This is a genomic window from Salinimicrobium sediminis (assembly GCF_900215295.1).
Lineage (GTDB): Bacteria > Bacteroidota > Bacteroidia > Flavobacteriales > Flavobacteriaceae > Salinimicrobium > Salinimicrobium sediminis.
Map to the genome: position 1 here is coordinate 632,214 of NZ_OCMF01000002.1, position 26,175 is coordinate 658,388.

Below are 26,175 nucleotides of genomic sequence, written 5' to 3' on the forward strand. Positions count from 1 at the left end.
AGCATTTAACCAAAAGTTAACAAACAGAACCCTTTATTTACGCGCTATTGAGCAGGTTTTCATGTAGTTGACATACCATTTTACGGGTTGTGGAGAGGTCAATATTTTCAATAATGAAATCGGCTAATCCTTTCTTTTTTTCATCACTCCATTGATGAGCCATTCGTGCTTCTATTTCTTCAAGGCTGGAATTGTCCCGTTTTTTTAAGCGTTTTAATTTTTCTTCAAGAGGAGCTGTAACAAGAAGATTAAAATCACACTTTTTATAGCCGCCTTTTTCAAACAGGATAGCAGCTTCATAAACTACATAAGGCGAATTTTGTTGCTGCTTCCAGTACTCAAAATTTCTGGCTACGGCTGGGTGAATAATACTATTCAATTGTTCCAGTTTTTCTTTATCCCCAAAAACACGGGATGCGATAAACTTTCGGTCCGGAACATTGTCATGATAGGCCTGCTCTCCAAAAAGGGCAATAATGCTTTGTCTTACCTCCCTATCTTTTTCCATAAGGTTTTTAGCCTCTGTATCGGCTATATACACAGGAATTCCCAGCTCCTTAAAAAATCCTGCAACAGTGGTCTTCCCGCTACCCATCCCCCCTGTAAGTCCCAACACTTTCATTTCTTGATGATGAACTGGATCCGCTTTTCGCTGAGGCGGATATTGGAAGTGAATTCCGGTTTTTCAACTACTTCAGGAATTAGGAAATCCTGATTCTCTCTTACATTTTTGAAGTTCGCCACCACCCTGAAATCTGCAGCCGTCACCTTATTAAAATCGGTAAGATTCACCTGGAAGAACAAGACGCTTTCCTTCGGAAATATCACCACATTCAAGTCTTCGGGAACATTAATGAGTTCGATAGGCACCTGCAGCTTACCTTCTGTAAATTTCTCTACATTAAGCCGGTAATTTGCTCTCCTCGAATAGAGAGTAACTTTGGGAAGTGCGGTGGTGTCTAATAATACCGAACCTAACAGATCTTTTTTGACATCCGTAAAAGTTACCGGAAAGGTCTTAATTGCTGAAAGCGTGTCCAGAATATTATCAGGACCGCTTACCCTCACCGAGTCTGGTTCTACCCGCAGCTCTTCTACAGCCGAATATCCCGCTGCAAATTCAACTTCGATCCTGGAAACGACGGGCAATGTTTTTTCCTTTTTTTGCTCATAAGCAATAACCAGCGCATCCTTCACAAAACTATTATCGTCAAAATTGATGTTAAGTTGCTCAAGGATCTGTGACCGGTTTTCATCGATGACATAGACCAACTGCCCATTTTGATCATTCGCGCGCGAAACATCCACATTAAGTGTAGGCGGAAAAAGTGAAAACCAGGCAATTCTAAATCCATTTTCCTGCATTTTCAGCTGAATGTTCTCAGGATTGTCCTCCTTTAAAAGTTTATCTGGTGGCACATTTATATAGCGAACCGGAATAGTTAATATCTCGTTGTACTGCTTTGAAAACTGAACAAAGATCCAGATCACTATGGCGAAGATCAGGAAGAACAAAAAGGAATTGATATCGGTTTTCCTGAACCTGGTCTTGGTGACTGATTTTACTTTTTTAAGCATTTTTGAAGAATAGCTGCGGAAACTGCTTTTCCGGCTCCGCGTTTAGAATTCTAAGATAGCAGGTTGCCTTACAGAAACCAAACCCGTATCCTAAAAATTGCACCAGTACCGCTCCTACGGAAAGCAGAGCGATCATCAGGTCCTTGTTCAGGTAAAGAGAATGGAGAAACAATATGAAAAAGTAGCACACGTAAAGCCAAAGCAACCAGTACCCTCCAAAAATGGCAAAAAGGACAGCTGTTATTAATCCAAGGCTAAAGATCGAGGGAAACCAGTAAGTGATCTTAGCCGATTGCGGATGCCATTTATTCAGGATAGGTCTTACCATTCCGAATTTTTTGACCTGAGTGTAAAATTTTTGCCAGTCAATACGTCGCTTGTGGTAGACAAAAGCCTCAGGAAATAACCGGGTTGAAAAATGCCCTTTTTGAAGCCTTAGTGCCAAATCGGGATCTTCCCCCGGATGAATCCTTCCGAAGCCATTAGTTGCCAAAAAAGCCTTTTTGGACAAGCCCATATTAAAGCTGCGAGGCTGGAATTTACCCAGCATTTTCTTGCCGCCACGAATTCCACCGGTAGTGAGAAAAGAGGTCATGGCATAATTAATTGCCTTCTGCAAATCGCTGAATCCTTCATGAGCTGCATCGGGACCGCCAAAGCAATGGACGAAATCTTCCCGCAGTTCTTTATCAACTTCGGCTAAATACTGCGGCGGCAGGATAACGTCACTGTCCAGGATCAAAAAGTAGTTTCCGGTCGCTTTTTTCATTCCGAAATTTCGGGAATCTCCGGGACCGGAATTTGGCTTATAAAAATAGCTGATATTCAGGCGACCGGTGAAATCCAACACCACCTCTTCCGAAGGAACAGTAGAACCATCCTCAATGATCACCACCTCAAAAGGGTGATTATAATCAAGCTTTTGCATGCTCTCCAGCAGCTCCCTTATCTCCCCGGGACGGTTGTAAACAGGAATAATGAACGAAAAGGAAAGCTCCATGGCACAAATGTATTAAAGAATAAGATGCAAAAATAAAAGGCCCCAAAAATGATATTTTTGAGACCTCTCACCTATAGAAATTTGAACTAGCTTACTATTCTTTTCCCTTGATAAATGCTTCCATTACCTGCTGGCTCACTCCCATATTGGAGAAACCGCCGTCATTGAAGAGATTTTGAAGGGTTACGCGTTTTGTAAGATCCGAGAACATAGCTACGATATAATTGGCGCAGTCCATTCCCGTTGCATTTCCAAGCGGCGACATCTCATCTGCATAGGCGATAAATCCGTCGAAACCTTTTACCCCTGTACCTGCAGTTGTAGGTGTCGGGGACTGGGAAATGGTATTTACTCTTACTTTTTTCTCCTTTCCGAAGAAATACCCGAAACTGCGGGCAATTGACTCAAGATATGCTTTATTGTCGGCCATATCATTATAATCTGGAAACACCTTTTGGGCAGCGATATAAGAAAGTGCCATTATACTTCCCCACTCGTTCATCGCATCCTTTTTATATAGGCTCTGCATGGTCTTGTGAAAAGAAACAGCCGAAACATCCCATCCCTTGGCTGTATAATCATAATTCATGTTGGTATAATGATTCCCTTTTCGCACATTGACCGACATTCCTATCGAATGCAGGACAAAATCCAGTTTTCCATCAAGGATCTCCATGGCTTTTTCTACCAGGTTGTCAAGATCTTCTACACTTGTAGCATCTGCAGGAATGATCTCTGCATTTGTTTTTTCAGCAAGTTCTTTGATATTCCCCATTCTCATGGCGATAGGTGCGTTGGTAAGGACAAATTGCCCTCCTTCTTCATGCACTCTCAAAGCTGTTTTCCAGGCGATAGAATTCTCATCCAGGGCTCCAAAAATGATCCCTTTTTTTCCTTTAAGTAGATTATATGACATGGTTTGGTTTTATAGTGTTTGTTAAGCGGGTAAATATAAGAAACATCTTTTAATTCAATAGTGCTTTAGCATGTGCCACGGCAGATTCACTGATGTTTTTCCCGCCAAGCATCATCGCGAGTTCCTCAATTCTTGCTTCCCCCTGCAATTCTCTAATATTAGTAATTGTGCTGGTCGCTGCATCTTCCTTATATATCTTGAAATGCCTGTCCCCTTTTCCTGCAATCTGCGGAAGATGGGTGATCGCAATCACCTGCATGTTTTTCCCCATTTTTTGAAGGATACCGGCCATTTTCTGTGCGATATCTCCTGAAACCCCTGTATCGATCTCGTCAAAAATGATGGTTGGCAAATTGCTATAGGTCGCAAGTATACTTTTTACCGCCAGCATGATCCTGGAAAGTTCCCCGCCAGATGCTGCTTTTTTAATATCATTAAAACTGCCGCCTTTGTTTGCCGCCAGCAACCAGGTAAGTTTATCCTGCCCGTTGCTGAAGAATTCCTTTTGCTGCTCCAGCTCTATCTTTAAAGTAGCATTCGGCATTCCCAGGTCTTCCAGGATGGTCTGAACTTCATTTATAAACTTCGGAATAATGCTTTTCCTGGAGGCATGTATTTCTGAGGCTATTTTGTGAAGCTCTTCTTTCTTCTCAAAAATGGCTTTTTCTGAACGAGCTATTTCTTCATCGGCATTTTCTGAAACCGATATCTTTTGCGCCAGCTCCTCCTGAATCTGCTTTAGCTCATCAACAGTAGCAACATTGTGTTTCTTTTGAAGGTTGTATAAAACCTGAAGCCTGGAATTTACCTCCTCGAGCTCGGCCGGATTCGCCTCCACTTTGTCTAAAGCCGATTCCAGTTCTGTAGCGATATCATCAATTTCAATATTGACGCTTTGCAGGCGCTCGAACAGTTGATAATAATTCGAAGATATTCCTGAAATTCTCTGCAGGTTATTTTTAGCTTCCCGTAAAGAAGCCGCTGCCCCTATTTCTTCCTGCTGAATGTTATTGATCGCACTTCCCAATTGCTCGGTAAGTTGTTCGACATTGCTCAATTCTTCATAGCGCTCCTCCAGCTCCTCCTGCATTCCGGTGGTGAGCTTTGCCTGCTGCAGTTCGGTGTGGAGAAAGAGGTTGTAATCGTATTCCTTTGTGGCCTGCGCCTGCTCTTCTTTTAGCTCTAATAATTGCTTCTGAAGTTTTTTAAGCTGCTGCAATCCCGCCTGATATTCCTTTAACTTTCCTGCATTTTTGGCAAGAGAGTCGATCACAAGGAACTGATATTCGTTATCTCCCAGGCTCAGGGTTTCATGCTGACTGTGAATATCTAACAGCCTCTCTCCAAGGACCTGTAAAGAAGAAAGATTTGCAGGAGTATCATTAATAAACGCCCTACTCTTTCCTGAAGGCAGGATCTCTCTCCTTATGATGGTCTGTTGTTCATAATCCAGGTCTTCTTCAGCAAAAAGGGATTTCAGGTCGTAAGCTGCGATATTGAAACTTCCTTCTATTACACACTTTTTATCCTGGTCCCTTATTGCACTAAAGTCGGCACGTTTCCCAAGTAAAAGAGAAAGCGCCCCAAGCATGATGGATTTACCCGCGCCGGTTTCCCCTGTAATAATGGTAAAGCCACTTCGAAGATCCATCTGAATGTCTTCAATAAGGGCGTAATTTTTTATAGAAAGGCTTGTAAGCAAGAGGTTTTAATTTGAGTTTAAAGATAAGGGAAATTACAATTCACCTAAAGCAATTAACTAGAAGCAAATTTAAAAGAATAGAAATTGAAGCACCAAATTACGAAAGGATTTAAAATTCAAAATTCAAGGTTCAGAATTCTATTTAGAAAATTGCATTGCCAAAGGTTTCCCGGAGATAACGCAGATCTGCACAGATTTTTTCAACCTTAAAAGGTCTTGACTTTTGGCTCTTGAATCTTGGTTCTTTCGAAACTGATCACTGATCAACGATCACTGAATACTAATACCTGATATTTCCCCATTTTTCAGAGTGATTGGGTGCCATGCTATTCAATGCATCTACAACTTCTTTAATGTCAACTGAAGGTCCGCCGCTAAAGATCTGGGCAACCTCATCGGCTTTGGCATCGAAAAAGGTACGCAGGAGCAGAGAATTAGGTCTTCGGCTGTTCATCCGGTTAAGATTAACAATGGCCGTAGCAATAGCTTTCTTTCCTTCGGCCGGGGACATGTGCATCACGTCCAGCCCGTTTCGGTGGTAATTATAAAGCGCATTGCGGTATCCCGAGTAAGTATTGGAAAGCAGGTCGGCATTTAGTTGATATCGGGAACGGTTACCATCTGTGGCTTTCCAGCCGGGATGAGAACTTTGTTGCGCAGTTCCTACAATTTGATTTGCGGTTTGAAAATAAGATGTGCCTCCCTGTTCACTAAAAGTATCGGCATCCAAACCAAGGATAGTGTATACATAAAAGCTCACCGTGGAAACCAGGTTGGAGTCGAATTGATTGGGGCTGTAACTGAATGGCTGATATTCGGTATAATCAAAAGCGAGTTGCTCATCATTAAAATTGAATACCGGGCTTACCATAGTAGAACCGTAAACAGGTCGTGAGGATTGGACCTGGATAGTGCCCGCAAAACTATTCCCGTCATAACTGGTGATATTGATGAACATACTGCAGTTAATTCTTTCGTGAGGCAGGAAATCCTTGTTGGTCCATCGGGTCTGATTGACAAATTCGGTCAGGGAATTCTGAAGCGTTTTAAAAACGGAAGCATTTGCCTGCCCCGTTTTTTCCGCACTAACCACCACCTGACAATTAAGCTCCTGCCCTACCGCCGCCGTAGTGAACATGACCAAAAACAATACAACAAAAACTCTACTCATTGCTTAACAGGATAATTTCGTTCAGAATATCTTCTGCAACTTCTTTTTTTGATTTAAGATCAAAGGTTTTGACATTTCCGTCTTTAAACAGGATCTTGATCTTATTCGTTTCAGATTTAAATCCGGCGCCTGAATCATTCAGCGAATTTAAAACGATGAAATCCAGGTTCTTTTTCTTCAGTTTTCCTGCGGCGTTTTCCTCCTCATTCTCAGTTTCCAAAGCAAAGCCAATTAGTAACTGATCCTTTTTAGCCTCACCCAAAGTAGCCAGAATATCGGGATTTTTCACAAGTTCCAGCTGCATAATTTCTGAATTCTTCTTGATCTTCTGCATCGCCGATACCTTTGGCCGGTAATCGCTCACCGCAGCAGCTGCTATAGCTATATCAACTTCAGGAAAAAATTTTGTCGCTGCATCAAACATTTCCAACGCACTCTGCACCCTTACCAGCTCAATGTTCTCATGAGGATTTGCCAAGTGAGTGGGTCCTGAGACCAGGATCACTTTGGCACCTGCCGCATTTGCTGCAGCAGCGAGTTCAAATCCCATTTTTCCACTGGAATGGTTTCCTATAAAACGCACGGGATCAATTGCTTCGTATGTAGGGCCGGCAGTGATAAGTACTTTTTTATTAATAAGAGGAAGACCTTCAGCGAGATGATCTTCAATAAAAGCTACGATATCCTCAGGTTCTGCCATTCTTCCTTCCCCCGATAGTCCGCTGGCCAATTCTCCCGAAGTAGCAGGGATCATCACATTTCCGAAGGAAATAAGTTGATCAAAACTATTCTTTGTAGAAGGATGCTTGAACATATCCAGGTCCATCGCCGGAGCAAAGTAAACAGGACATTTAGCCGAAAGGTAGGTGGCAAGGAGAAAGTTATCGCTGTTGCCGGTAGCCATCTTTGAAAGCGTATTGGCAGTAGCCGGTGCAATTAGCATGAGATCTGCCCAAAGGCCATACTCCACATGATTGTTCCACTGTTTGCCATGATCATCCTCTTTTGTAAAAGAAAAAACCACCTCATTCTTTGAAAGGGTGGATAAGGTAAGAGGGGTAACAAATTCTTTAGCGGCAGGCGTCATGATCACTTTCACCTGCGCCCCGGCCTTAATAAATAACCGGACCAAAAATGCTGTTTTATAAGCGGCAATACCCGCGGTAACGCCGAGAAGTATTTTTTTGCCGCTTAATACAGACATATAATTTTATTCTTCGCTTTTAGTATTGCGATAGTAGATCTTGTCATCAAGCCACTCCTGAACTGCTAAAGCGTGAGGCTTTGGCAATTTTTCGTAGAACTTGGAAACCTCGATCTGCTCCTTGTTCTCAAAAATTTCGTCCAAACTGTCATTGTAAGTCGCAAATTCATCAAGTTTCTCAAGAAGCTCTTTCTTGATCTCGGAGTTGATCTGCGTCGCTCTCTTTGAAATTATTGAGATCGCCTCATAAACATTGTTAGTCTTCGCATCGATCTTGTTCTTATCAAGAGTCGTTGTGTTTATTGGAGCATCTGTCTTCTTTAAATCTATCATAGTCTCGTCTCAGATTTATAGTTGTTGTTCTTTTTGTTCAATATCTTTAATCGCGGCATTTGCAAGTTCAATGAATTCTCCTTCAGGATAATACCGTTGATAATCTTCATAATAGCTGCGCGCTTTTGCCAACCTTTCGGGCATGGCGTAAGCATAACTGTTGATTGCATAGAGATAAGCCGATTCTAACCTGTAATAGAAAGCCTGCTCTCTAAACGGGGACCCGGGATAATCTGAAATAAAATTGTCAAAAGCTGTAACGGCAGCAATGTAGTTCTCTGTATGATGATACTGCTTTGCAATTTCATAAGCCTTTTTTTCAAGCTTTACCCTAAGCTCGGTGACAAGGGTATTGGCCTCATCCATTTTTTCACTTTCCGGAAAACGGTTAATATATCCCTGTAATTTGGTGATCCCCTGTTGGGTTTCGGTTTGATCCAAATAATATGGAGGAGAAAGGAAGTAGTAACTTTTTGCGCCTTTAAATGCAGCTTCTTCCAGCTTCTCACTTTCAGGATAAGTTTCCACGAAACGCTCAAACTGGTAACCCGCAAGATAATAATCTCCTAATTCGTAGTAGGTATCAGCATACAGGAAAGACAATTTTTGCCCCTGAGGTTTCCCTCTGAATTCCGGCATAAGCTGTTCAAATAATCTTAATGCTTTACGATACTTTCTTCTGCTGTCTTCCTCTTTGGCTTCATTATAAAGCTTTTCGGCAGTGGAATATTTTACCGCCGTATCCTTGGATTTAAGTACCTGCTGATATTCTCCACAGGAGATAAAGAGAAAAACTACACTTAGTAAGAGAAATATTTTCTTCATTCTAAAAATTAACATCCGGCAAAAATACTCTTTTCTGCCTTATTATAAAAACTTTAGTTTCAGCCGAAATTCTGCTTAAATAGAGGTCTGAAACTTTTTTAACTCTAGAAATTATCAATGAATGCGTTGATCTTTCCCGAAAGGCCTTCCGTAGACCTTACCAGCGGCAGGCGCAGTTTATTTTCCACAATTCCCTTTTTCTCTAAAAGAGCTTTTATACCTACCGGATTCCCTTCAGCAAAAATCAGGTCAATGGAAGGTGCTACCTTGTAATGTAATTCATAGGCCTCATCTACTTTTCTCTCAAGTCCCCAAGCTACCATTTTGGAAAATTCTGCCGGGAGCCCCTGAGCAATTACAGATATAACCCCGTGACCTCCTGCCAGTACCATAGGCAGGGTGATCATATCATCTCCCGAGATCACAAGGAAATCTTTTGGAACCAAAGAGATCAACTTCATGGCCTGCACCATATCTCCTGCTGCTTCCTTGATCCCTATGATATTTTCAATTGCCGAAAGCCGCTGCACAGTTTCAGGAAGCATGTTTGAACCCGTTCTTCCCGGAACATTGTACATGATAATTGGCTTGGGAGAAGCGGCTGCAACTGCTTTATAATGCTGAAAAATTCCTTCCTGAGAGGGTTTATTATAATAAGGCGAAACCGACAGAACAGCATCAAAAGCTGAAAGATCTGTCTGTTTTACTTCCTCCACCACTTTTGCGGTGTTATTCCCGCCAATCCCGAGTACTAATGGGATCCTGCCGTTATTTTCGGAGATAACTGTGTCAATAACCAGTTCCTTCTCCTTAGAAGTCAGGGTAGCGCTTTCGCCTGTGGTACCAAGTACTACCATATAGTTTATGCCATTGTCGATCTGGAAATTCACCAGCTTTCTCAGGGCCTCCACATCTACCGACAGGTCATTTTTGAACGGCGTGATCAAAGCCACTCCCGTCCCTATAAATTTGTTCATGCTGTTGTTGTATTTAATATTTTGAGATATTTCTTTAATTCGGTTATAAAAATTTTCGGTGAGGAAAGTGCTGCGGAAATATTGAGGTCAAAAATACCCTTTTCATCTATTGTTTTTCTACCGACTTTCAATCTTGCCCGGGAAACGGAAACGAGGAAATCGGCCATTTTATTTTCTTCCGCAGTAAAAGAAATTAGCACGTCATATTCAGAATTAAGAAATTCTGAAGCTGTTTCGCCGGTTTTACCATTCCATCCAAAATCCTTTCGGGTAATCACAGGGGTGTCAAAAATTAAATTTTGAGCAGACTTTTCCAGGCAAAAAACCTGCAAAAATTCATCCTGTTTCAGGTGCAAGTCATCCTTTAGGTGTTGAAAAGCTCTAAAAATTGTTTCCTCTTCAGAATCCAAAATAATTCCCAGTTTTGGACTGCCGGCATTTCCTGCGGAATTTTCGGCCATACCCAGCAATTGTTTTCTCGCAAGAGCAAGCTTGATATCAAATATTTTCACGAAGCGAAATTAGGAATTAAAGGCTTTCAAAATGTTGTGCAGATTACCTTTTTTGCTAGACAAGATGTAACAGTCGCAGTTTTTTTTCGCGGGTGACAAAAAACAGGAAGGAAAGTTTTAATGCGGCAAATTTGATAAGAGAAGCCACGACCTCCACACTAATATCCCTAAAATAAAAAACCTCCATATCCCGTAAAACATCTGCAAAAATAAAGGAGAGCGTAAGGCAGATGAAGAATACCGATTTTTTAGAGAATGAGTTCAAATAATAAACCAGGGCAGCCACTGCCAGGAAAAGTATATTTAGATAGTAAATGATGTACAGGGAAAAGGTAAGGTCATTGCCCAGGTTTCTCTCTATTTCCATGATATGACTGGATAAAAGATAGACGTAAATGGCAATAATTGCAACAAAGTAGAGGGTCGTGAATTTGCTTCCTCTTTCATACTCTGTATGCTTAATAGCTTCTCTCGAAAGAAAAATATAACTACCCAGCCAAAGGCCAAGGGTGATCTCCCTAAAATACCAGATGTTGCCCATACATCCGGAGACGGTAGCCGCGATTGCGAAGCTTAAAAAGAGGAAAATATTAAGGTTCTTAATGTGTATCTTTCTATGGTAATATGCAATTAGCGGAAGAAAAAACAACACCTCTCCTGACCTCCTCAGCAGAAAATCTTCATTAATAATTCCCGCGAGATTGACCATCATGGCAAGAATTGCTAAAAATCCCAATAAGATCTTTTGTTTCATTTCGGGGGAAATTATGTGCAATATAAAAATTTCAGGAATAAAAAATAATATTCCTTCAATAATTAGTGATAGAACCCAAAAATAGATGAAGATTTCTTAAAAGACATTTTTAAAACCCTGGCAAGCTTGAGGTTTTTCTGCGATGAATGGCGTGTTCTACAAAGGCGTAAAACGAAATCACGTGAAACAAAGGGAAAAAAATATTTACACTAACATCAGAGATCACAAACATCTTGAAGAACAAAGAAAGTTCAGAAACCAATAGAGACGCTGCACCCAGCATAAGCCAAAGCGAAGCATAATGGGATTTTAAAAGATACTGGGTAAATGTAAGGGCAAGCAGGAAGATCAATCCTGCGAGGTAAAAGTAAGTTATGGCCCTATGGGAAGAGGTCACCTGTGGCACGAGCTCGGCAATAGTAAAAAATAAGAACCCCAAAAACCCATACATAATGATTAAGGAGAGGATCTCAATGTTGAGCATTGTGGACCTTTGAAAAGAAGTAAAGGAAAACATGTAAATGATAATTATTGCAAAGGCAAAAGTAAACATGATCCAGAAGGCATGATCAAAAAATCCCGCAACTATTAATAGATCCCTTATATAAAAGAGCAGCAAAGCAATAACCATGGCAAGGAACCACTTTTTCACTCTGTATCTGTAGTACAGGATCAAAGAGGGTACTAAAAAAAGACTGGAAATTGTGACCATCAGGCCGATTTTAAAAATTGATCCTATAATAAACATTACTCCAAATCCAAGAAAGAATAGTAACACCTTAAGACTTGTCTTCAATATTTGATCAATTTTTATGGGAAATTCCTCCGGATTTATTGCTGAAAATTAAAACAAATTTTCATTTCTTGTACCTATGCTTTAATAAAGTAGATAAAAATATCCTGTATAAAGAAAACTGAACCCCTGGAAAGGTTTTAAAAATTTTAATTTTGTCCCACATTTACTCCACTTCATGAAAAAATTTTCTTTTCTGCTGTTCCTATTCCTTACTTCCTGTAAATTCAGCAGTGACTACACTCCCGCCAGGATCGAAGGAAAGCAACTGCAAATTACCGACTCAATTCCTGCCGACGAGTCTCTCTCTGAATTTATACAACCCTACAAAGAAAATATCGATCGGGAAATGAACCAGGTACTCTCCTACTCTTCATTTGATCTTACCAAAAGAGACGGAGAGCTGAATACTGCTATAGGAAATATGATGGCCGATGCCGTGATGGAGCTTTCTAATCCTGTTTTTAAATCGAGGACCGGAAATAGTATTGATATAGTGCTTCTGAATCACGGGGGAATTCGTTCCTCCATTAGCAAAGGACCTGTTACTACCAGAACTGCATACCAGGTGATGCCTTTTGAAAATGAAGTAGTGGTTGCCAAAATGAATGGAAAATATGTAAGGCAAATGGTGCATTATCTTATAGATGCAGGCACAGCTCATCCTGTTTCAGGTTTAAAATTGGAAATTGGAAAAGATAACAGTATAAAGAAAGTTCTTATTAAGGGGCAACCTTTGGAAGACAACAAAGATTATTATGTTGCTACTAATGATTACTTGTTGAACGGGGGAGACAACATGGTGTTTTTCTCTAATGCTTCTGAAGTCACAGACCTTGATTACAAAATCAGAAATCTGTTGATGGATTACTTTAAACAACAAGATACTATTGCACCGGTAAGGGATTATCGATTTATAAGAATTAACTAATGAAAAGACGCGCATTTTTAAAAAGCAGTGCAGCGGCAGGAGCATTTGCCGGAGCAGGTAGTTTGGGACTTCTTTCCTTTACAGCCTCAAAGAACCTGAAACATATCACCATTTTACACACCAATGATGTTCATAGCCACATAGAACCTTTTGAAAAAGACCACTCCCAATATCCGGGAATGGGTGGCGCTGCAAGACGGTACACCTTGATCGAATCCATTAGGAAAGAAAACCAAAATACCCTTTTACTGGATGCAGGAGATATTTTTCAGGGAACACCCTTTTTCAATTTTTACGGAGGAGAACTGGAGTTCAAGTTAATGAGCAAAATGGGCTATGATGCCGCCACAATAGGGAACCATGATTTTGACAATGGCATAGAAGGACTTTATGCGCAACTGCCGCATGCGGAATTTCAGTTTTTGAGTGCCAATTATGATTTTTCTAATACCATTATGGAGGGACGTGTCAAGCCATACCAGGTATTTTTGAAAGATGGAATAAAGATCGGGGTTTTTGGTCTGGGAATAGAGCTGGAAGGCCTGGTGGGGAAAGACCTTTATAAAGAAACAGAATACCTGGATCCTTTGGAGATAGCAAAGGAAACAGTTAAAAAATTAAAGCAGGATGAAAAATGTCAAATTGTGATCTGTCTTTCTCATTTAGGATATAGTTACCGCAGCGAAAAGATCAGCGATATGAAGCTGGCACAACAAACAAAGGATATTGATCTCATTATTGGCGGTCACACCCACACGTTCCTCCCCCAACCTACAATAGCTCAAAACAGCGAAGGAAAAAATGTGCTCATCAACCAGGTGGGTTGGGCCGGAGTAAACCTGGGAAGAATAGATTTCTACCTTGACGACTCGGGAAATGTTGACAGCACAGGAGCTACAATCATTGTTTAGAATTATAACTGCAGATGTCAAAGATCTTCGGGGAATAATCAGGGAGAAATGATCTTTATTAATAAATGACCATTATAGTAATGACAACTTTATAGAAAATTTATTAATCTGCTGCTCCCTACATCCCTGCGCATTCAATTGATTTATGTTAAATTAGTAACTTCCTGCAGGATTGCAAGGAATACTTTTACTCCCCCCAATAGAGTCTGAATTTTATTTTAAAATTCCAGCCGGTAAGGGCAACGCCGGCAATACTATGGGACAGCATAAAAAATATTGTAAATTTCTTTTTCTCCTTCTTCTTTGCGGTTCCGCAATGGCTCAGATTAAGGAACCGGTAAAGATTGGGGTCTACAACAATTCTCCAAAGGTTTTTTTAAATGAAGATGGTGAAGCAGATGGGATCTTTATTGATCTTCTGGAACATGTCGCCGAAAAAGAGGAGCTTGAGATCACTTTTGTTTCCGGGGAATGGCAGGAACTAAAGGATCTGTTATCAAAAGGGAAAATAGATATTCTTCCCGACTTTGCTGTTTCCGAAGAAAACGATAGTCTTTTCACCATAAACTCAATACCTGTTCTAAGTTCATGGCTCGAGGTGTATGCAGTGAAAGGAGCCCGATTGTATTCCATAAGAGATCTCAACAACAAAACCATCGGTGCGCTAAAAGGATCAATTCAGCAGCAATACCTGGAAGAGTATTTACAGGATGAACTGGCACTGGCTTTTGATCTCGAGATTTGTGACACATACCCCCAATGTATTGAGGCTCTAAGAGCCGGAAAAGCAGATCTTCTTGTCGCCTCAAGATTTTTCTATTTTTCAAATCATTTTCCTGAAGACATCTCCCCCACCGGAATCATTTTTAAACCCGCCGATCTTTATTTTGGGTTTCAAAAGGAAGCAGATACTCAACTTATACAGTTGATCGATCGAAACCTGGCAGAAATGAAAAATGATCCCAACTCTGCCTATTACAGCATCCTTCACTCCTGGCTTGATCCTGCCTTTCGAAAACAACAACCAAAATATTTCCTGTGGATCCTTACAGCCCTCTTATCTATTTTACTGGTGGTGCTGGTGTTTACCTTCGTTTTGAAATATCAGGTGGATCTGCAAACAAAAGCACTTTGGAGAAAGAACAGACAGTTGACCCGAGCCAAGGAAAGAGCCGAAGAAAATGAAAGGCTCAAAACTATTTTTCTTCAAAACATGTCTCATGAAATAAGAACTCCCATGAATGGGATCATAGGTTTTTTAAGCCTCCTAAAAGAACCCAATCTCGATCCTGAGTCCCGGGAAAAATATATCGACATTGTCAATAAAAGCGGAAAAAGATTACTTACCACCATTAATAACATTATTGAGATCTCTAAAATAGATTCCCGTCAAATTGAAGTTAAAACCTCTATTGTAGACCTCAAGGAGGTGATGAATTTCTACTATAATTTTTTCCTCCCCCAGGCAAAAGAAAAAAAGATTCGTATAGAGTTGAAAAATGATATTCCTCCCGAAAAAGCTTTTATAAAGACAGACAAATTTATTCTGGACAACATCCTTACCAATCTCATTAATAATGCGCTTAAATTCACAAATACAGGAGTAGTGGAGATTGGCACCTCTTTGGAAGGCGAAAAAGTAAAATTCTACGTCAAAGATTCGGGGATTGGAATTCCGGAAGGGCGTCAAAAGGCCATTTTTGAAAGGTTTGTGCAGGCGAACCTCAACATGACCCGGGCCCATGAAGGTTCAGGTTTAGGACTCTCAATCGTAAAAGCCTATGTAGAAATTTTAAAAGGAGAAATATGGCTGGAATCAAAAGAAGGGGAAGGTTCTACTTTTACTTTTACCATTCCTTACATTCCTGCAGAACCCACCACAAAAACAGAAGAGCCGGTTAATCTTACAGAAGCTTTACAGGGCGAGCACCTAAAGATCCTTATTGCCGAAGATGACAACATAAGCTTCTTATTCATCCAACAACTGCTCAACAAACCGGAAATCACCCTTTTAAGAGCAATAGATGGAAAACAGGTAATTGAGCTGGCCAGGACCAACCCCGATCTTTCACTCATCTTAATGGATATAAAAATGCCGGTAATTAACGGGATCGATGCCACACGTAAAATAAGAGAATTTAACTCCACTGTTCCTATAATTGCCCAAAGTGCATATTCTTTCACAGGGGAACAGGAACAAGCTCTTAAGGCAGGTTGCAATGATTATATGACCAAGCCTATAAATAAAGGCAGATTACTGACAATTATTAGAAAATACACCCGGATACCTGACAAAAGCTAAATTTCATAGCCCTTCAAGCTAATAGAATTATGGTATCCTTAAGATTTTTATGTTTGAGCAGGAGACAAACATGATTTAAATCATGATGCAACTCTATACCATGATCTAATTTTGCAGACTGATAATCAGTAGAACAATAATTTGGACGGCAACAGGAACAAATATTTTCCTTCCCGCGGGTACAGCAGCAAATATGCAAAAAGAAGTTAAGGAAAGAGGTGAAATTCTCAAACTTGGGTTAAACCCTTTAAAAGCTTCTCCCGCTTCTGCAGTTAAACCTAATTTTGGCGTACCAATTATTGCTGAAAAAAGTAAAAGTAATGATCAGAAAAATGCTTTACAGAGAGTACAACAGGTTATGCTTCCAGGAAAAATCCATGGTTGCGATCATCCTTATCATGACAGTCATTCTTACAGCGATCCTGAATTCCGGCGCATAAGGCTACTTTAACATCTTCAGAAATTCCTTCTCGTCAATGATGGGGATGGAAAGGCTTTCGGCTTTCGCAAGCTTGCTGGGCCCCATATTCTCACCGGCAACCACATAATTGGTTTTAGAGGAAATAGAACCTGAAACTTTTCCGCCGTTATCTTCGATCAGCTTTTTAAGATCATTCCTTGACATCTCAAAGACTCCTGAAACTACAAATGTTTGTCCTTCTAATTTATTGGTTTGGTTCGCGAGCTTTTCTGCAGATATTTCAAGCTGCAGTCCATAACCTTTCAGTCGTTTAACGTTTTCCACATTCTCTTTAGAAGCAAAGAATTCCACCACGCTTTCTGCAATTCGGGTACCAATTTCATCTATAGCTTCCAATTCCTCCTGTGAGGCTGCCATAAGATTGTCTATGCTCTTGAAATGCTTCGCCAGCTTACGGGCGACTGTTTCGCCCACATACCTGATACCAAGGGCAAACAGAACCCGGTCGAAAGTAATTTGTTTGGAGTTTTCAATTCCGGTGATAAGATTCTCAGCCGACTTTTCGGCCATCCGCTCCAGGGGCAGGATCTGCTCCTTTTTCAATTCATAAAGGTCGGCATAATTCCCAATTAGCCCTTCATTTACCAGCAGCGCAACTGTCTCTCCTCCCAGGCCTTCTATATCCATGGCCTTTCTGGAAATAAAGTGCTGAATGCGCCCAATGATCTGCGGCGGGCAACCATTAAAATTAGGACAATAATGCTGCGCCTCCCCTTCATTTCTAACCAGTGGAGTATCACATTCGGGACAATTGGTAATATATTCGGTAGGTTTGGATTTTGGGTCACGTTTGGTAAAATCCACACCAATGATCTTTGGGATGATCTCCCCTCCTTTTTCCACATACACTTCATCCCCTTCTCTAATATCCAGTTTTTCAATCTGGTCGGCATTATGTAAGGATGCTCTTTTTACTGTCGTTCCACCCAATTGAACCGGTTCAAGATTAGCCACCGGAGTTATAGCCCCGGTACGACCCACCTGATAGCTGATCTTGTTTAGATGAGTGGATACCTGTTCTGCCTTGAACTTATAAGCCATAGCCCACCGGGGGGATTTCGAAGTGTACCCCAATTCCTCCTGCTGGTGCAGGCTGTTTACTTTCACTACAACCCCATCGGTTTCATAAGGCAGATCATGACGATGGGTGTCCCAAAAATTGACAAAATCAAGTACCTCTTTTAAACTTTTAGCAAGCTTCGCTTCTTCAGGAACCTTAAATCCCCATTCCCGGGCTTTTTGCAGACTTTCATATTGTGTTTCAATTCCATGGTTATTTCCCACCACGTTATAAAGCAAACAATCAAGGGGTCTGCGGGCAACTTCTGCACTATCCTGAAGCTTCAAACTTCCGGAAGCAGTATTTCTCGGGTTTGCATAGGGCTCCTCCCCTGCTTCGACTCTGGCTGCATTGAGATGTGCAAAGCCTTCATAAGGCAATACAATTTCTCCCCTAATCTCAAATTTCTCGGGATAATCCCCCTTCAGCTTTAGAGGCACAGAGCGAATAGTTCGCACATTATTGGTCACGTCATCTCCTTTAAAACCATCTCCACGGGTAACAGCCTGCTTAAATTCCCCTTTTTCATAAGTTAGGCTAATAGAAGCCCCGTCAAATTTAAGTTCACAAGTATAGTTCACTTCCCCGTCAACCTGTTTTCTGATCCTTTTCTCCCAGTTCTCAAGATCTTCCTTTGAATAGGAATTATCCAGGGAGTACATGCGATGCTCATGCACCACGGTCGCAAAATTCTTGGTCACGGCACCGCCAACCCGCAGCGTTGGAGAATTCTCATCATAAAACTCCGGATGTTTTTCCTCCAGCTCCTGCAGCTGTTTTAATTTCTGGTCAAAATCGTAGTCAGAGATTTCGGGCTTATCCAGTACATAATACAGGTAATTATGCCGGTGCAGTTCTTCCCGCAGCTGCTTGATCTTATCTTCAGGTTTCATAGAAGGCTTAGTCTTTCGTTTTTATATGAGGCTCCAAAAATGGCATTTTGGACAGATATTTTTATATCAAATTCTGAAGCAAATGCTTTATCTCCAACCGGGATCCAGTCTTTTTGTTCTTTGTTGATGATAATGAAAAGTCCTTCATCATCTCCTGTAGCGCAGAAATGTTCGTAATCGCCGGTGAATTTGGTCAGCCCGAAATGGTCGTTCAAAAAATTGAATTTTTCATGCACATCACTGGTAGCAAGACCGATCTCACTGATACCTAAAATACTTGCTGCGGAAAATTCTCCGGAAGCTGGTTCAAACAAATGGCTCCTGGAAATAAACTCTACAATGTTTTTATCCCTGTCGTAGAAATACATGGATTTTGCTTTCCAGGCAGGAAAGTCAATGAGCTTTTGATCCCCATCGGGTAAAATTTCTACCCGCTCTTCAAGCCATGCCAGCGCTTTCTCTTCCTGTCTCGCCGGAATGTGAAAAGCTATGTGATATGGCTTCGCAGTTTTTTTGTATTGAAACTCCAAAAGGGATTGAGGCAACTGCACCTGAAAGTTTGCTTCTGAAACCTTCTTCACCGGGAGCCCCAATACTTCAGCATAAAACTGAAATTGCTCTTCAATGTTCGAAGAATAAAGCTTCAAAAATTCGATCTTCATGATTTAATGCCCCTTAACATACGGTCTACCCCGAAAATATCCTTTTTAAGGCGGGTTTGGAAATTTTTTTCAGTTAAAAGTGTCTCAGTCTCTTTTCCCAGGTACTGGTTGATCTCAAAATATAATTTTCCTCCGGGAGTTAAATGCTTTGCAGCCAATTTAGTGATCTTGCGGTAGAAAATGAGAGGATCATTATCCTTTACATATAGAGCGGTTTCCGGCTCATGTTCAAGGACATTCCGCTGCATCTCAGTTTTTTCGAGTTCCCGTACATAAGGCGGATTTGAAATGATAAGGTCATACTGCTGAGAAAGTGCATCTGTGTTCAATATATCCTTTTGAAGAAATTCTACCGACACCTGGTTAAGTTCCCCATTTCCCCTTGCGACTTTTAGCGCCTCCCCGGAAATGTCTATAGCTGAAACCTTCGCCTGCGGCATATTTTTAGCCAGGGAAATCGCAATACACCCACTTCCGGTGCCAATATCCAGAATTTTGAGTGCTGCAGAAGGTTCTAAATCCGCCAGTATCCATTGAACAAGCTCCTCGGTCTCGGGCCTCGGAATGAGAACATTCTTGTCAACTTTAAATTTTAATCCGAAAAATTCTGTTGAGCCGGTGATGTACTGAATAGGTTCATGACCCTGAAGTCGATAAAGAGCCTGCTCCAGCCTTTGCATTTGTTCCTGAGAAAGCTCCCGCTGCGGATCGAGTGCAAGATCTAATCTTGTAAGTCCGCAGAATTCCTGAAGCAGAATAAAAAAAAACGAGCCAGCTTCCTCTTTAGGATAATCTTCCTGTAAGGTGTCAAAAAAGTAATCTTTAAAGGCTGTTATTTTCATTCTTCTTTAACGAGTATAATTTTCCCACAAAGCTCACTAAGATAACTTTCAGCTCACAAAGAAATCAGGTTCACTTCTACATCACTTTCCCGCAGATCAAGCAGACTTCCGCAGATTCAAAATTCTCTTCAAATCGATTTGGAATTTGGGGTTTGTGATTTGGAAATTGATCTATAGATCTCTTATCATCCACACCGAACAGTTATAATGACCGGTATCTCCCAAGGGACCTTCAAGTTTTGTGAATCCGCTGCGGGTATACAATTTTTGAGCATGCTCCATATAAGGCATAGTTTCCAGGTAGCACTTTTTAAAACCTTCCTGTTTAGCGAAATTGAGGCACTTGTGCATCATTTCGGCACCGGCACCCTTCCCTCTTATTTCAGGTAAAAAGTACATTTTTTGAAGCTCACAAATTTTACCGTCGCCATTGGCTAAGGGAGCGATCCCGGCTCCGCCTATGATTTTACCATCTTCTTCCACCACAAAATATGCCTGCCCCGGCTTGTCATATTCACTATACATATCGTTGAGAGAAGCATCTTCATAGGCAGTCCCTACTTTGGGAACTCCCATTTCTACAAGAACGCTCTGCACTACCTGTTTAACCTGCAGGTTATCCTTTGGTTCAATTTGTCTTATCCTGTAATTCTTCATTGGAATTAATAATTAACAGGCGTAAAAGTAATATTTAAGGAAGTCTCTGCCAATTGAGGAAGGATACCTGAGGAAAGAAATTTCTTTAACTGATTTTTATCATCTTTTTTTCAAGAACTAACCTTTATATTTAATCGACAAATGCTCTATTAATTTTGATTTCAGTCTGAATATCTGGCATTTAGGTAAAAATATTCTGGTTATGGACTACGGACCTTTTATTCTGGGTGGAGTTATAACAGTAATACTCTTTGCCATCTACTGGATTTGGAGTAACTATTTTGAATGATGGTAAAAGGTTTTTTAAAAACTTAAAGATCTATCAGCATCCAGGTAAGCAGACAAATGATTAGAATTAAACTAAGCAATACTCCCAAAATCAAAGGATATTCCACCAGTCTTTTTTCTCTCCTCACCAGATTGTTTTCGGAATAAATTAATTGGCGGTCTTTCACAAAATTCTTCACTCCACCCTTGCTTACGGCATTTTTTCCAAGTCTTGTAATGTAACAATGATCTCCTTTGAGGGTCAACAAACCAAGACTTTCCAACAAATCAACGGTTTCTGGGGGCACATCCGGAAAACCGCAGGTTACATCCATATTAAAAAATAACTTTAGCAAGAGGAGATCGCAGGAGGCGAATAAATTTTCTGTTTTCTGATCGTATTGATCATTGTATTCCATAATAGCGTTTATACCAGAAGCAGAATTTCATTTCATCCTACTGTACAGAAGGACAGGCAAGAAAACTATTTCCTTAAAAACAAAAATCAAATAAAATGCTAAAGAACTTTAACGGTTTTGGAAAACCTTTGCCACTATTGAACCTTTTAAATGGTTTCCCCTTCCTGTAAAAACATAGAAGATTCATGTTTCTGAATTTCCCTGGGAAGGACACCATATTTATTTTTAAAGATCTTAGAGAAATAACTTCTACTATTAAGGCCAATTTCTTCTACAATTTCACTTATTGTTTTTTCTCCCTCCGAGAGCAGAGAAAGTGCCCTTGAAAGTCGGCCATCTCTAATGAATTCATTTAGGGTTTGGCCATAAATGGTCTGGAATGCCCTTTGAAGTTTGTTCAGATTCATACCCGCCATTCGGGCCAATTGAGGATTAGTCTCCAGGTTCTTAAGATTTTGATTGATGTGTTCAGAAACCCTGTCAACGGCTTTATAGTCTCTCCTACTAAGGTTTTGATAAACGTCACCATCTTTTTCTTTACGGTAACGGGAAAGCATATAAGATAAAATTTCAAGGGATTTTGCCCGCAAAAAATTGATCCTTGGAAAGCCGGTTTCTTCACAATTGAACACCTCTCTTATAATATCTGAAACCTTGAGACTAAATTTTCCGGAATGATATTTACCCTGTAGCGCATTTACATCTCCAAAAAGTGTATAAAACAAAGGTTCTACCTCGCTTAGCTTAAAAGGAAGAGATTTCTTGAATTTTATTCTATCAATTTCAATATAACACAGCTCCACCTCTGTATTTGCCGGAAAGGTCATCACATGTGATTCACCCGACTTGGGAGCAATAAAATAATGTTCATGGTTTCCAATTTCAATTTCCTCCCCCAGCCCTGTATGGGAATTAATCACTTTCCCATTAAGGCAGTGGACAAGCCTTACTGGGTTTATTACCACATTACGCAATTCCATTTCAACCTCCTCTTTAAAGGTGCACTGGAACGTATACAGACCCAACCCATTATAAAAGTTTATGGCTGTGATCTTTCCTTTACCCAGGGAATTGGGAATAAACAAAGTGTATTCAGACAATTTGCATCTATAGCCAATCTTAAATTGAGCGGCCAGTTTAGGAATGAAATCATTCACATCCTGCAAATCTATATTAAAGCGGTGCATAACCTTATCCATTAAATAAAGGGGTCAAAAAAACATAAAATTATGCGTATGGGGAATATTCTTTTCTGCTTCTTGAACCAAAAAATAAAAATAATTATTAATAGGTTTAAATAGTGTTAAGGATTTGTTGAATAACGCTATTGAAGGAAACGAATCTGTCTATTTCTTTCCATTCCTATGAGGAAAATGACCTCCATCCCAATAAAAATCCTGGTATTGTTACTTCTAATTAAATAGTATTTTTGCGAGGTGACTGTACATGATAACTATATAAAACGTTGCATACAGCTTGCTGAAAACGGCCTGGGAAGAACTTACCCCAACCCGGTAGTGGGCAGCGTCATCGTCTATAATGACAGGATCATTGGTGAAGGCTGGCATCATAAAGCGGGAGAAGCCCATGCAGAGGTAAACGCAGTGGCTTCGGTAAAAGAAAAGAGCCTGCTCTCAAAATCCACTATATACGTTAGCCTGGAACCCTGCAGTCACTATGGCAAAACTCCTCCCTGCAGCAATCTTATTATCGACAGCGGGATCAAAAAGGTGGTTATAGGTACGGTGGATCCTTTTTCGGAAGTAGCGGGAAAGGGAATTAAAAAACTACTGGATGCAGGCTGCGAGGTAAGAGTTGGAGTGATGGAAAAAGAGTGCAGGGAATTGAACCGGCGCTTTTTTACTTTTCATACCAAACAGCGGCCTTATATCATTTTAAAATGGGCTCAAACCGCCGATGCCTTTTTAGCTCCCCTGCCACAAAAAGATGCTGAACGTAAGCCGGTTTGGATAACTAATAAATATTCTCAGCAACTGGTCCATAAATGGAGAGCCGAAGAACAGTCCATCATGGTGGGAACAAATACCGCTGTTGCCGATAACCCCAGGCTGAACACGCGTCTCTGGAAAGGTAAAGATCCGGTGAGAATAGTGTTAGACCGAAAGCAAAGAATTCCCGCCGATTCTCACCTTTTTGACAATTCAGTAAAAACAATTTTTCTTACCGAAAATCCTTCCCCAGAAAGAGCTGCCGAAAATGTCATTTTTGAGCAGGCAGATTTTTCCAGGAACCTACCTCAACAGGTGTGTGAAGTACTCTACCGCCATGAGATCCAGTCGGTGATCATAGAGGGAGGCCGGCAAACACTGCAGACATTTCTCGACGCCGGAATTTGGGATGAAGCCAGAGTATTCGAAGGAAGCATCAGGTTCACTGAGGGCATTAAAGCTCCCGAAATTACAGGGGAATTGAGTTATGATTCAGAAATTACAGGCGACCGATTAAAGATCTACAGGAATGATTAAAACCATCATATTTGATTTTGGAGACGTTTTTCTAAACCTCGATAAACCCGCGACTGCAAGAGAATTAAAGAAGCATGAAATTTCAAATTTTTCAGAGGCAATGCTTCAGAAGAACAGGGAGTATGAAAAAGGCCTGATGACTTCGGAAGAATTCGTTGAAGAATATTGCAGCTCATTTCCGCAGCTAAATTCAGAAGTATTTACCGGCTCCTGGAATGCCATTCTGCTTGATTTTCCGAAGCACCGATTGGAATTTCTGAAGAGGTTGAAAAGAGAAGGAAAATACACCCTGATCTTGCTAAGCAATACCAATGACATTCATATCGACTGGGTGAAGGAAAATGTGGAATTCTTTGACGAATTCAAAAATTGTTTTGATGGCTTTCATTTGTCTCAGGAAATAAATTTACGCAAGCCCGATGCCGAGATCTATGAATATGTCCTGGCACAGCACGGCGTCACTCCGGAAGAGACTTTATTCATTGATGATACTTCCGAAAATACCAAAGCTGCAGCTGAACTCGGAATACAGGTATGGAATATCGACCCTGCAAAAGAGGATGTAACAGATCTTTTCACCATTAAAAAGGACCTCTTTTGATCTACCTGCTGCTAAGTGTTCTCTCCTCGAGTGTGATCTTCGTGATCTTTAAATTATATAACAGATTTAAGATCAACACGCTGCAGGCCATTATTTTCAATTATTTTTTCGCCTTTGCATCGGGGATGCTTATCGACCAGAGGATACCCGGGCAAAGAGTTTTTTTTGAGCCCTGGTTTCCCGGAACGGTTATCCTGGGATTTATGTTCATAGCGGTTTTTTATCTCGCGGCGCTCACCACCCAACGCAGCGGCTTATCTGTGGTATCTGTAGCTACAAAAATGTCGGTGGCCATTCCGGTTTTCTTTGGGATTATTCTTTACAATGAAAGCACGGGTATTATCAAGATATCGGGAATTCTTCTTGCCCTGGCGGCTGTTTATCTCACTTCTATTAAAAAGAAGGAAGGAATTAAGATCCAAAAAAGGAATTTGATCTTTCCTTTACTGGTATTCTTTGGAAGTGGAATAATAGACACTACCATAAAATTCCTGGAGACCTCTTACGTTGTGGAAGCCGATGTCGCGCTCTTTTCTTCGACAATTTTTGCCATCGCAGGTTGTGTGGGAGTGAGTATTTTGATCATTCAGGCCTTTATGGGAAAACTGAAACTGAGTTTCAAAAATGTGCTCGGAGGCATTGCTTTGGGAATTCCCAATTTTGGGTCTATTTATTTCCTGGTGCTTGCCTTGAGGACTAAAGGAATGGAAAGTTCCACTATATTCCCGTTAAATAATGTAGCCATTGTAATGATCTCCACTTTCCTGGGGATTCTTTTGTTCAGGGAGAAAATGCTGCCTAAGAACTGGATCGGGATAGCTCTCGCTGTGGCCAGTATCATTCTAATCGCAACTTCGGAATCATGGATGTAAAGGATACTTACAGAACGATCACAAAAGCTTCGGAAGAAGTGCTGTACAAAGAGAAGAACAGCAAATTCTTTGGTTATGCTTTTCCCGTAACTTCCGAAGAGGAAATAAAAGATCATCTCGAGGAACTAAAGAAGAAACACCACGCCGCAAGACACTGGTGTTACGCCTGGCAACTTGGAAAAGAAGATCCTCATTACAGGGCAAATGATGATGGAGAACCATCAAACTCAGCCGGAATGCCAATCTATGGACAGATCCAGTCCTTTGATGTCACCAATGTCCTTATAGTGGTAGTAAGATATTTTGGAGGCGTGAAGCTCGGAGTGGGCGGATTGATAAGCGCTTATAAAACTGCGGCGCAAATGGCCCTGGAAGCATCAATGATCGTCACCCGCACGATCGATGTCAAATTCGAGATCAAATTCGACTACCCCGAAATGAATAAGGTAATGCGGGTGATCAAAGAAAATAATCTGAATGTGGAAGACCAGATCCTGGAGCTGGATTGCAGGATCATCTTGTCTGTTAGGAAAAAGGAGGCCGAAAGGATCTACGAAAAATTTGATGCCACCTATAAAGTTTCTATCACAGAACTGGAGGATCAATAACCCAGCTTTTCCAGAACGTACTGCGGACATTTGATAGGTTTGTTCCTGGCAATGTCCATAAAGATGAGTGTAGTTTCAGCTTCTGTAAGTAGTTCATCGTGTTGATTAAAGATCTCATACTCAAACTCGATCCTTACCCCGGGTTTACCTTTCAGAGTTGTTTCAATTCTTAGATCATCATCGAACTTAGCAGATTTTTTAAATCGGAGTTTTAGTTCATAAACAGGAAGCATCACCCCCTCCTCTTCCATCTTTTTATATGAAATACCAATGTTGGCAAGCCAATCTATACGGGCGATCTCAAGATATTGTGCATAATTACCGTGATAGACAACACCCATTTGATCTGTCTCGGCATATCGAACTTTAACATTGGTTAAGTGGCTTTTCATGTTTTTTTTTGGTGATTATTTGATTG

General features: G+C 40.8%; 28 protein-coding genes. 8 read left to right on the forward strand and 20 right to left on the reverse strand.

The genetic code is table 11. The features are described from left to right. Positions 1-37 precede the first annotated feature (37 nt). The 13 genes from coaE to CRO16_RS10660 all read right to left on the reverse strand — a co-directional run bounded on the left by coaE (position 38) and on the right by CRO16_RS10660 (position 11,684). Positions 38-622, reverse strand: coding sequence for a dephospho-CoA kinase (gene coaE, locus CRO16_RS10600; RefSeq protein ID WP_097056345.1), 585 nt, complete (start codon positions 620-622; stop codon positions 38-40). Next, a complete protein-coding gene (locus CRO16_RS10605) occupies positions 619-1,578 on the reverse strand; it encodes a CdaR family protein (RefSeq protein ID WP_097056346.1) in 960 nt (319 codons plus the stop codon). The genes coaE and CRO16_RS10605 overlap by 4 nt, the downstream gene beginning before the upstream one ends. Continuing rightward, the gene (locus CRO16_RS10610; RefSeq protein WP_097056347.1) at positions 1,571-2,578 is read right to left on the reverse strand and encodes a glycosyltransferase; all 1,008 of its coding nucleotides are present in this window, start codon (positions 2,576-2,578) and stop codon (positions 1,571-1,573) included. Before CRO16_RS10610 ends, CRO16_RS10605 begins: the two co-directional genes overlap by 8 nt. A gap of 94 nt (positions 2,579-2,672) precedes the next feature. Next, a complete protein-coding gene (locus tag CRO16_RS10615; RefSeq protein WP_097056348.1) occupies positions 2,673-3,494 on the reverse strand; it encodes an enoyl-ACP reductase FabI in 822 nt (273 codons plus the stop codon). 49 nt (positions 3,495-3,543) lie between these two features. Further along, positions 3,544-5,196 (reverse strand): DNA repair protein RecN, encoded by a 1,653-nt coding sequence (gene recN / locus CRO16_RS10620; RefSeq protein WP_097056349.1) that lies wholly within the window; start codon positions 5,194-5,196, stop codon positions 3,544-3,546. Positions 5,197-5,476: 280 nt separating this feature from the next. Beyond that, positions 5,477-6,367 carry a type IX secretion system protein PorD gene (gene porD, locus CRO16_RS10625; RefSeq protein ID WP_097056350.1) on the reverse strand — a complete coding sequence of 297 codons (891 nt, stop codon included), beginning with the start codon at positions 6,365-6,367 and terminating at the stop codon, positions 5,477-5,479. Beyond that, positions 6,360-7,571, reverse strand: a complete 1,212-nt coding sequence (gene coaBC / locus CRO16_RS10630; RefSeq protein ID WP_097056351.1) for a bifunctional phosphopantothenoylcysteine decarboxylase/phosphopantothenate--cysteine ligase CoaBC — start codon at positions 7,569-7,571, stop codon at positions 6,360-6,362. Before coaBC ends, porD begins: the two co-directional genes overlap by 8 nt. 6 nt (positions 7,572-7,577) lie before the next feature. Next, positions 7,578-7,904, reverse strand: coding sequence for a DNA-directed RNA polymerase subunit omega (locus tag CRO16_RS10635; RefSeq protein ID WP_394341395.1), 327 nt, complete (start codon positions 7,902-7,904; stop codon positions 7,578-7,580). Positions 7,905-7,919: 15 nt separating this feature from the next. Next, the gene (locus CRO16_RS10640) at positions 7,920-8,729 is read right to left on the reverse strand and encodes an outer membrane protein assembly factor BamD (protein ID WP_245859006.1); all 810 of its coding nucleotides are present in this window, start codon (positions 8,727-8,729) and stop codon (positions 7,920-7,922) included. A gap of 104 nt (positions 8,730-8,833) precedes the next feature. Beyond that, complete coding sequence (dapA, locus tag CRO16_RS10645; protein WP_097056353.1) at positions 8,834-9,706, reverse strand: 4-hydroxy-tetrahydrodipicolinate synthase; 873 nt, start codon at positions 9,704-9,706, stop codon at positions 8,834-8,836. Beyond that, positions 9,703-10,218: a DUF6913 domain-containing protein gene (locus CRO16_RS10650; protein ID WP_097056354.1), complete on the reverse strand. Its 516-nt coding sequence runs from the start codon at positions 10,216-10,218 to the stop codon at positions 9,703-9,705. Before CRO16_RS10650 ends, dapA begins: the two co-directional genes overlap by 4 nt. Before the next feature lie 55 nt (positions 10,219-10,273). After that, on the reverse strand, positions 10,274-10,972 hold the full coding sequence (locus CRO16_RS10655) for a hypothetical protein (RefSeq protein WP_097056355.1): 699 nt from the start codon (positions 10,970-10,972) through the stop codon (positions 10,274-10,276). Positions 10,973-11,081: 109 nt separating this feature from the next. After that, positions 11,082-11,684: a hypothetical protein gene (locus CRO16_RS10660; RefSeq protein WP_143544514.1), complete on the reverse strand. Its 603-nt coding sequence runs from the start codon at positions 11,682-11,684 to the stop codon at positions 11,082-11,084. Between the two features lie 259 nt (positions 11,685-11,943). On the opposite strand from CRO16_RS10660, the gene CRO16_RS10665 reads away from it, so the two are divergent. From CRO16_RS10665 to CRO16_RS10680, 4 genes are all read left to right on the forward strand, one after another. Further along, the gene (locus CRO16_RS10665; protein WP_097056357.1) at positions 11,944-12,696 is read left to right on the forward strand and encodes a 5'-nucleotidase C-terminal domain-containing protein; all 753 of its coding nucleotides are present in this window, start codon (positions 11,944-11,946) and stop codon (positions 12,694-12,696) included. Next, the gene (locus tag CRO16_RS10670; RefSeq protein WP_097056358.1) at positions 12,696-13,607 is read left to right on the forward strand and encodes a bifunctional metallophosphatase/5'-nucleotidase; all 912 of its coding nucleotides are present in this window, start codon (positions 12,696-12,698) and stop codon (positions 13,605-13,607) included. Before CRO16_RS10665 ends, CRO16_RS10670 begins: the two co-directional genes overlap by 1 nt. Before the next feature lie 316 nt (positions 13,608-13,923). Further along, a complete protein-coding gene (locus tag CRO16_RS10675; protein ID WP_179670525.1) occupies positions 13,924-15,909 on the forward strand; it encodes a hybrid sensor histidine kinase/response regulator in 1,986 nt (661 codons plus the stop codon). Positions 15,910-16,102: 193 nt separating this feature from the next. Beyond that, on the forward strand, positions 16,103-16,360 hold the full coding sequence (locus CRO16_RS10680; protein WP_097056360.1) for a hypothetical protein: 258 nt from the start codon (positions 16,103-16,105) through the stop codon (positions 16,358-16,360). Here CRO16_RS10680 and ligA read toward each other — a convergent pair. The 6 genes from ligA to CRO16_RS10710 form a co-directional block, all read right to left on the reverse strand. Continuing rightward, positions 16,352-18,343, reverse strand: a complete 1,992-nt coding sequence (ligA, locus tag CRO16_RS10685) for an NAD-dependent DNA ligase LigA (RefSeq protein ID WP_097056361.1) — start codon at positions 18,341-18,343, stop codon at positions 16,352-16,354. The two genes, CRO16_RS10680 and ligA, sit on opposite strands and share 9 nt — an antisense overlap. Beyond that, positions 18,340-19,005, reverse strand: a complete 666-nt coding sequence (locus CRO16_RS10690) for a VOC family protein (RefSeq protein ID WP_179670526.1) — start codon at positions 19,003-19,005, stop codon at positions 18,340-18,342. Before CRO16_RS10690 ends, ligA begins: the two co-directional genes overlap by 4 nt. Continuing rightward, on the reverse strand, positions 19,002-19,847 hold the full coding sequence (gene prmC / locus CRO16_RS10695) for a peptide chain release factor N(5)-glutamine methyltransferase (protein WP_097056362.1): 846 nt from the start codon (positions 19,845-19,847) through the stop codon (positions 19,002-19,004). Before prmC ends, CRO16_RS10690 begins: the two co-directional genes overlap by 4 nt. Positions 19,848-20,018: 171 nt before the next feature. Then, entirely contained in the window at positions 20,019-20,504 is a 486-nt protein-coding gene (locus CRO16_RS10700; RefSeq protein WP_179670527.1) for a GNAT family N-acetyltransferase, read from the reverse strand. 311 nt (positions 20,505-20,815) lie between these two features. Beyond that, the gene (locus tag CRO16_RS10705) at positions 20,816-21,190 is read right to left on the reverse strand and encodes a hypothetical protein (RefSeq protein WP_097056364.1); all 375 of its coding nucleotides are present in this window, start codon (positions 21,188-21,190) and stop codon (positions 20,816-20,818) included. Between the two features lie 146 nt (positions 21,191-21,336). Then, positions 21,337-22,389: a helix-turn-helix transcriptional regulator gene (locus tag CRO16_RS10710; RefSeq protein WP_097056365.1), complete on the reverse strand. Its 1,053-nt coding sequence runs from the start codon at positions 22,387-22,389 to the stop codon at positions 21,337-21,339. A gap of 237 nt (positions 22,390-22,626) precedes the next feature. Between CRO16_RS10710 and ribD the strand changes: the two genes are divergently transcribed. From ribD to CRO16_RS10730, 4 genes are read left to right on the forward strand one after another with little or no spacing between them, the layout of a single operon-like run. Beyond that, entirely contained in the window at positions 22,627-23,676 is a 1,050-nt protein-coding gene (gene ribD / locus CRO16_RS10715; RefSeq protein ID WP_097056366.1) for a bifunctional diaminohydroxyphosphoribosylaminopyrimidine deaminase/5-amino-6-(5-phosphoribosylamino)uracil reductase RibD, read from the forward strand. Next, positions 23,669-24,277, forward strand: a complete 609-nt coding sequence (locus CRO16_RS10720; protein ID WP_097056367.1) for an HAD family hydrolase — start codon at positions 23,669-23,671, stop codon at positions 24,275-24,277. The genes ribD and CRO16_RS10720 overlap by 8 nt, the downstream gene beginning before the upstream one ends. Further along, the gene (locus CRO16_RS10725) at positions 24,274-25,149 is read left to right on the forward strand and encodes an EamA family transporter (RefSeq protein ID WP_097056368.1); all 876 of its coding nucleotides are present in this window, start codon (positions 24,274-24,276) and stop codon (positions 25,147-25,149) included. The genes CRO16_RS10720 and CRO16_RS10725 overlap by 4 nt, the downstream gene beginning before the upstream one ends. Continuing rightward, entirely contained in the window at positions 25,140-25,757 is a 618-nt protein-coding gene (locus CRO16_RS10730) for an IMPACT family protein (RefSeq protein ID WP_097056369.1), read from the forward strand. The genes CRO16_RS10725 and CRO16_RS10730 overlap by 10 nt, the downstream gene beginning before the upstream one ends. Here the strand turns inward: CRO16_RS10730 and CRO16_RS10735 are convergent. After that, positions 25,751-26,149 carry an acyl-CoA thioesterase gene (locus CRO16_RS10735; protein ID WP_097056370.1) on the reverse strand — a complete coding sequence of 133 codons (399 nt, stop codon included), beginning with the start codon at positions 26,147-26,149 and terminating at the stop codon, positions 25,751-25,753. The genes CRO16_RS10730 and CRO16_RS10735 overlap by 7 nt on opposite strands. Between the last annotated feature and the right edge of the window lie 26 nt (positions 26,150-26,175).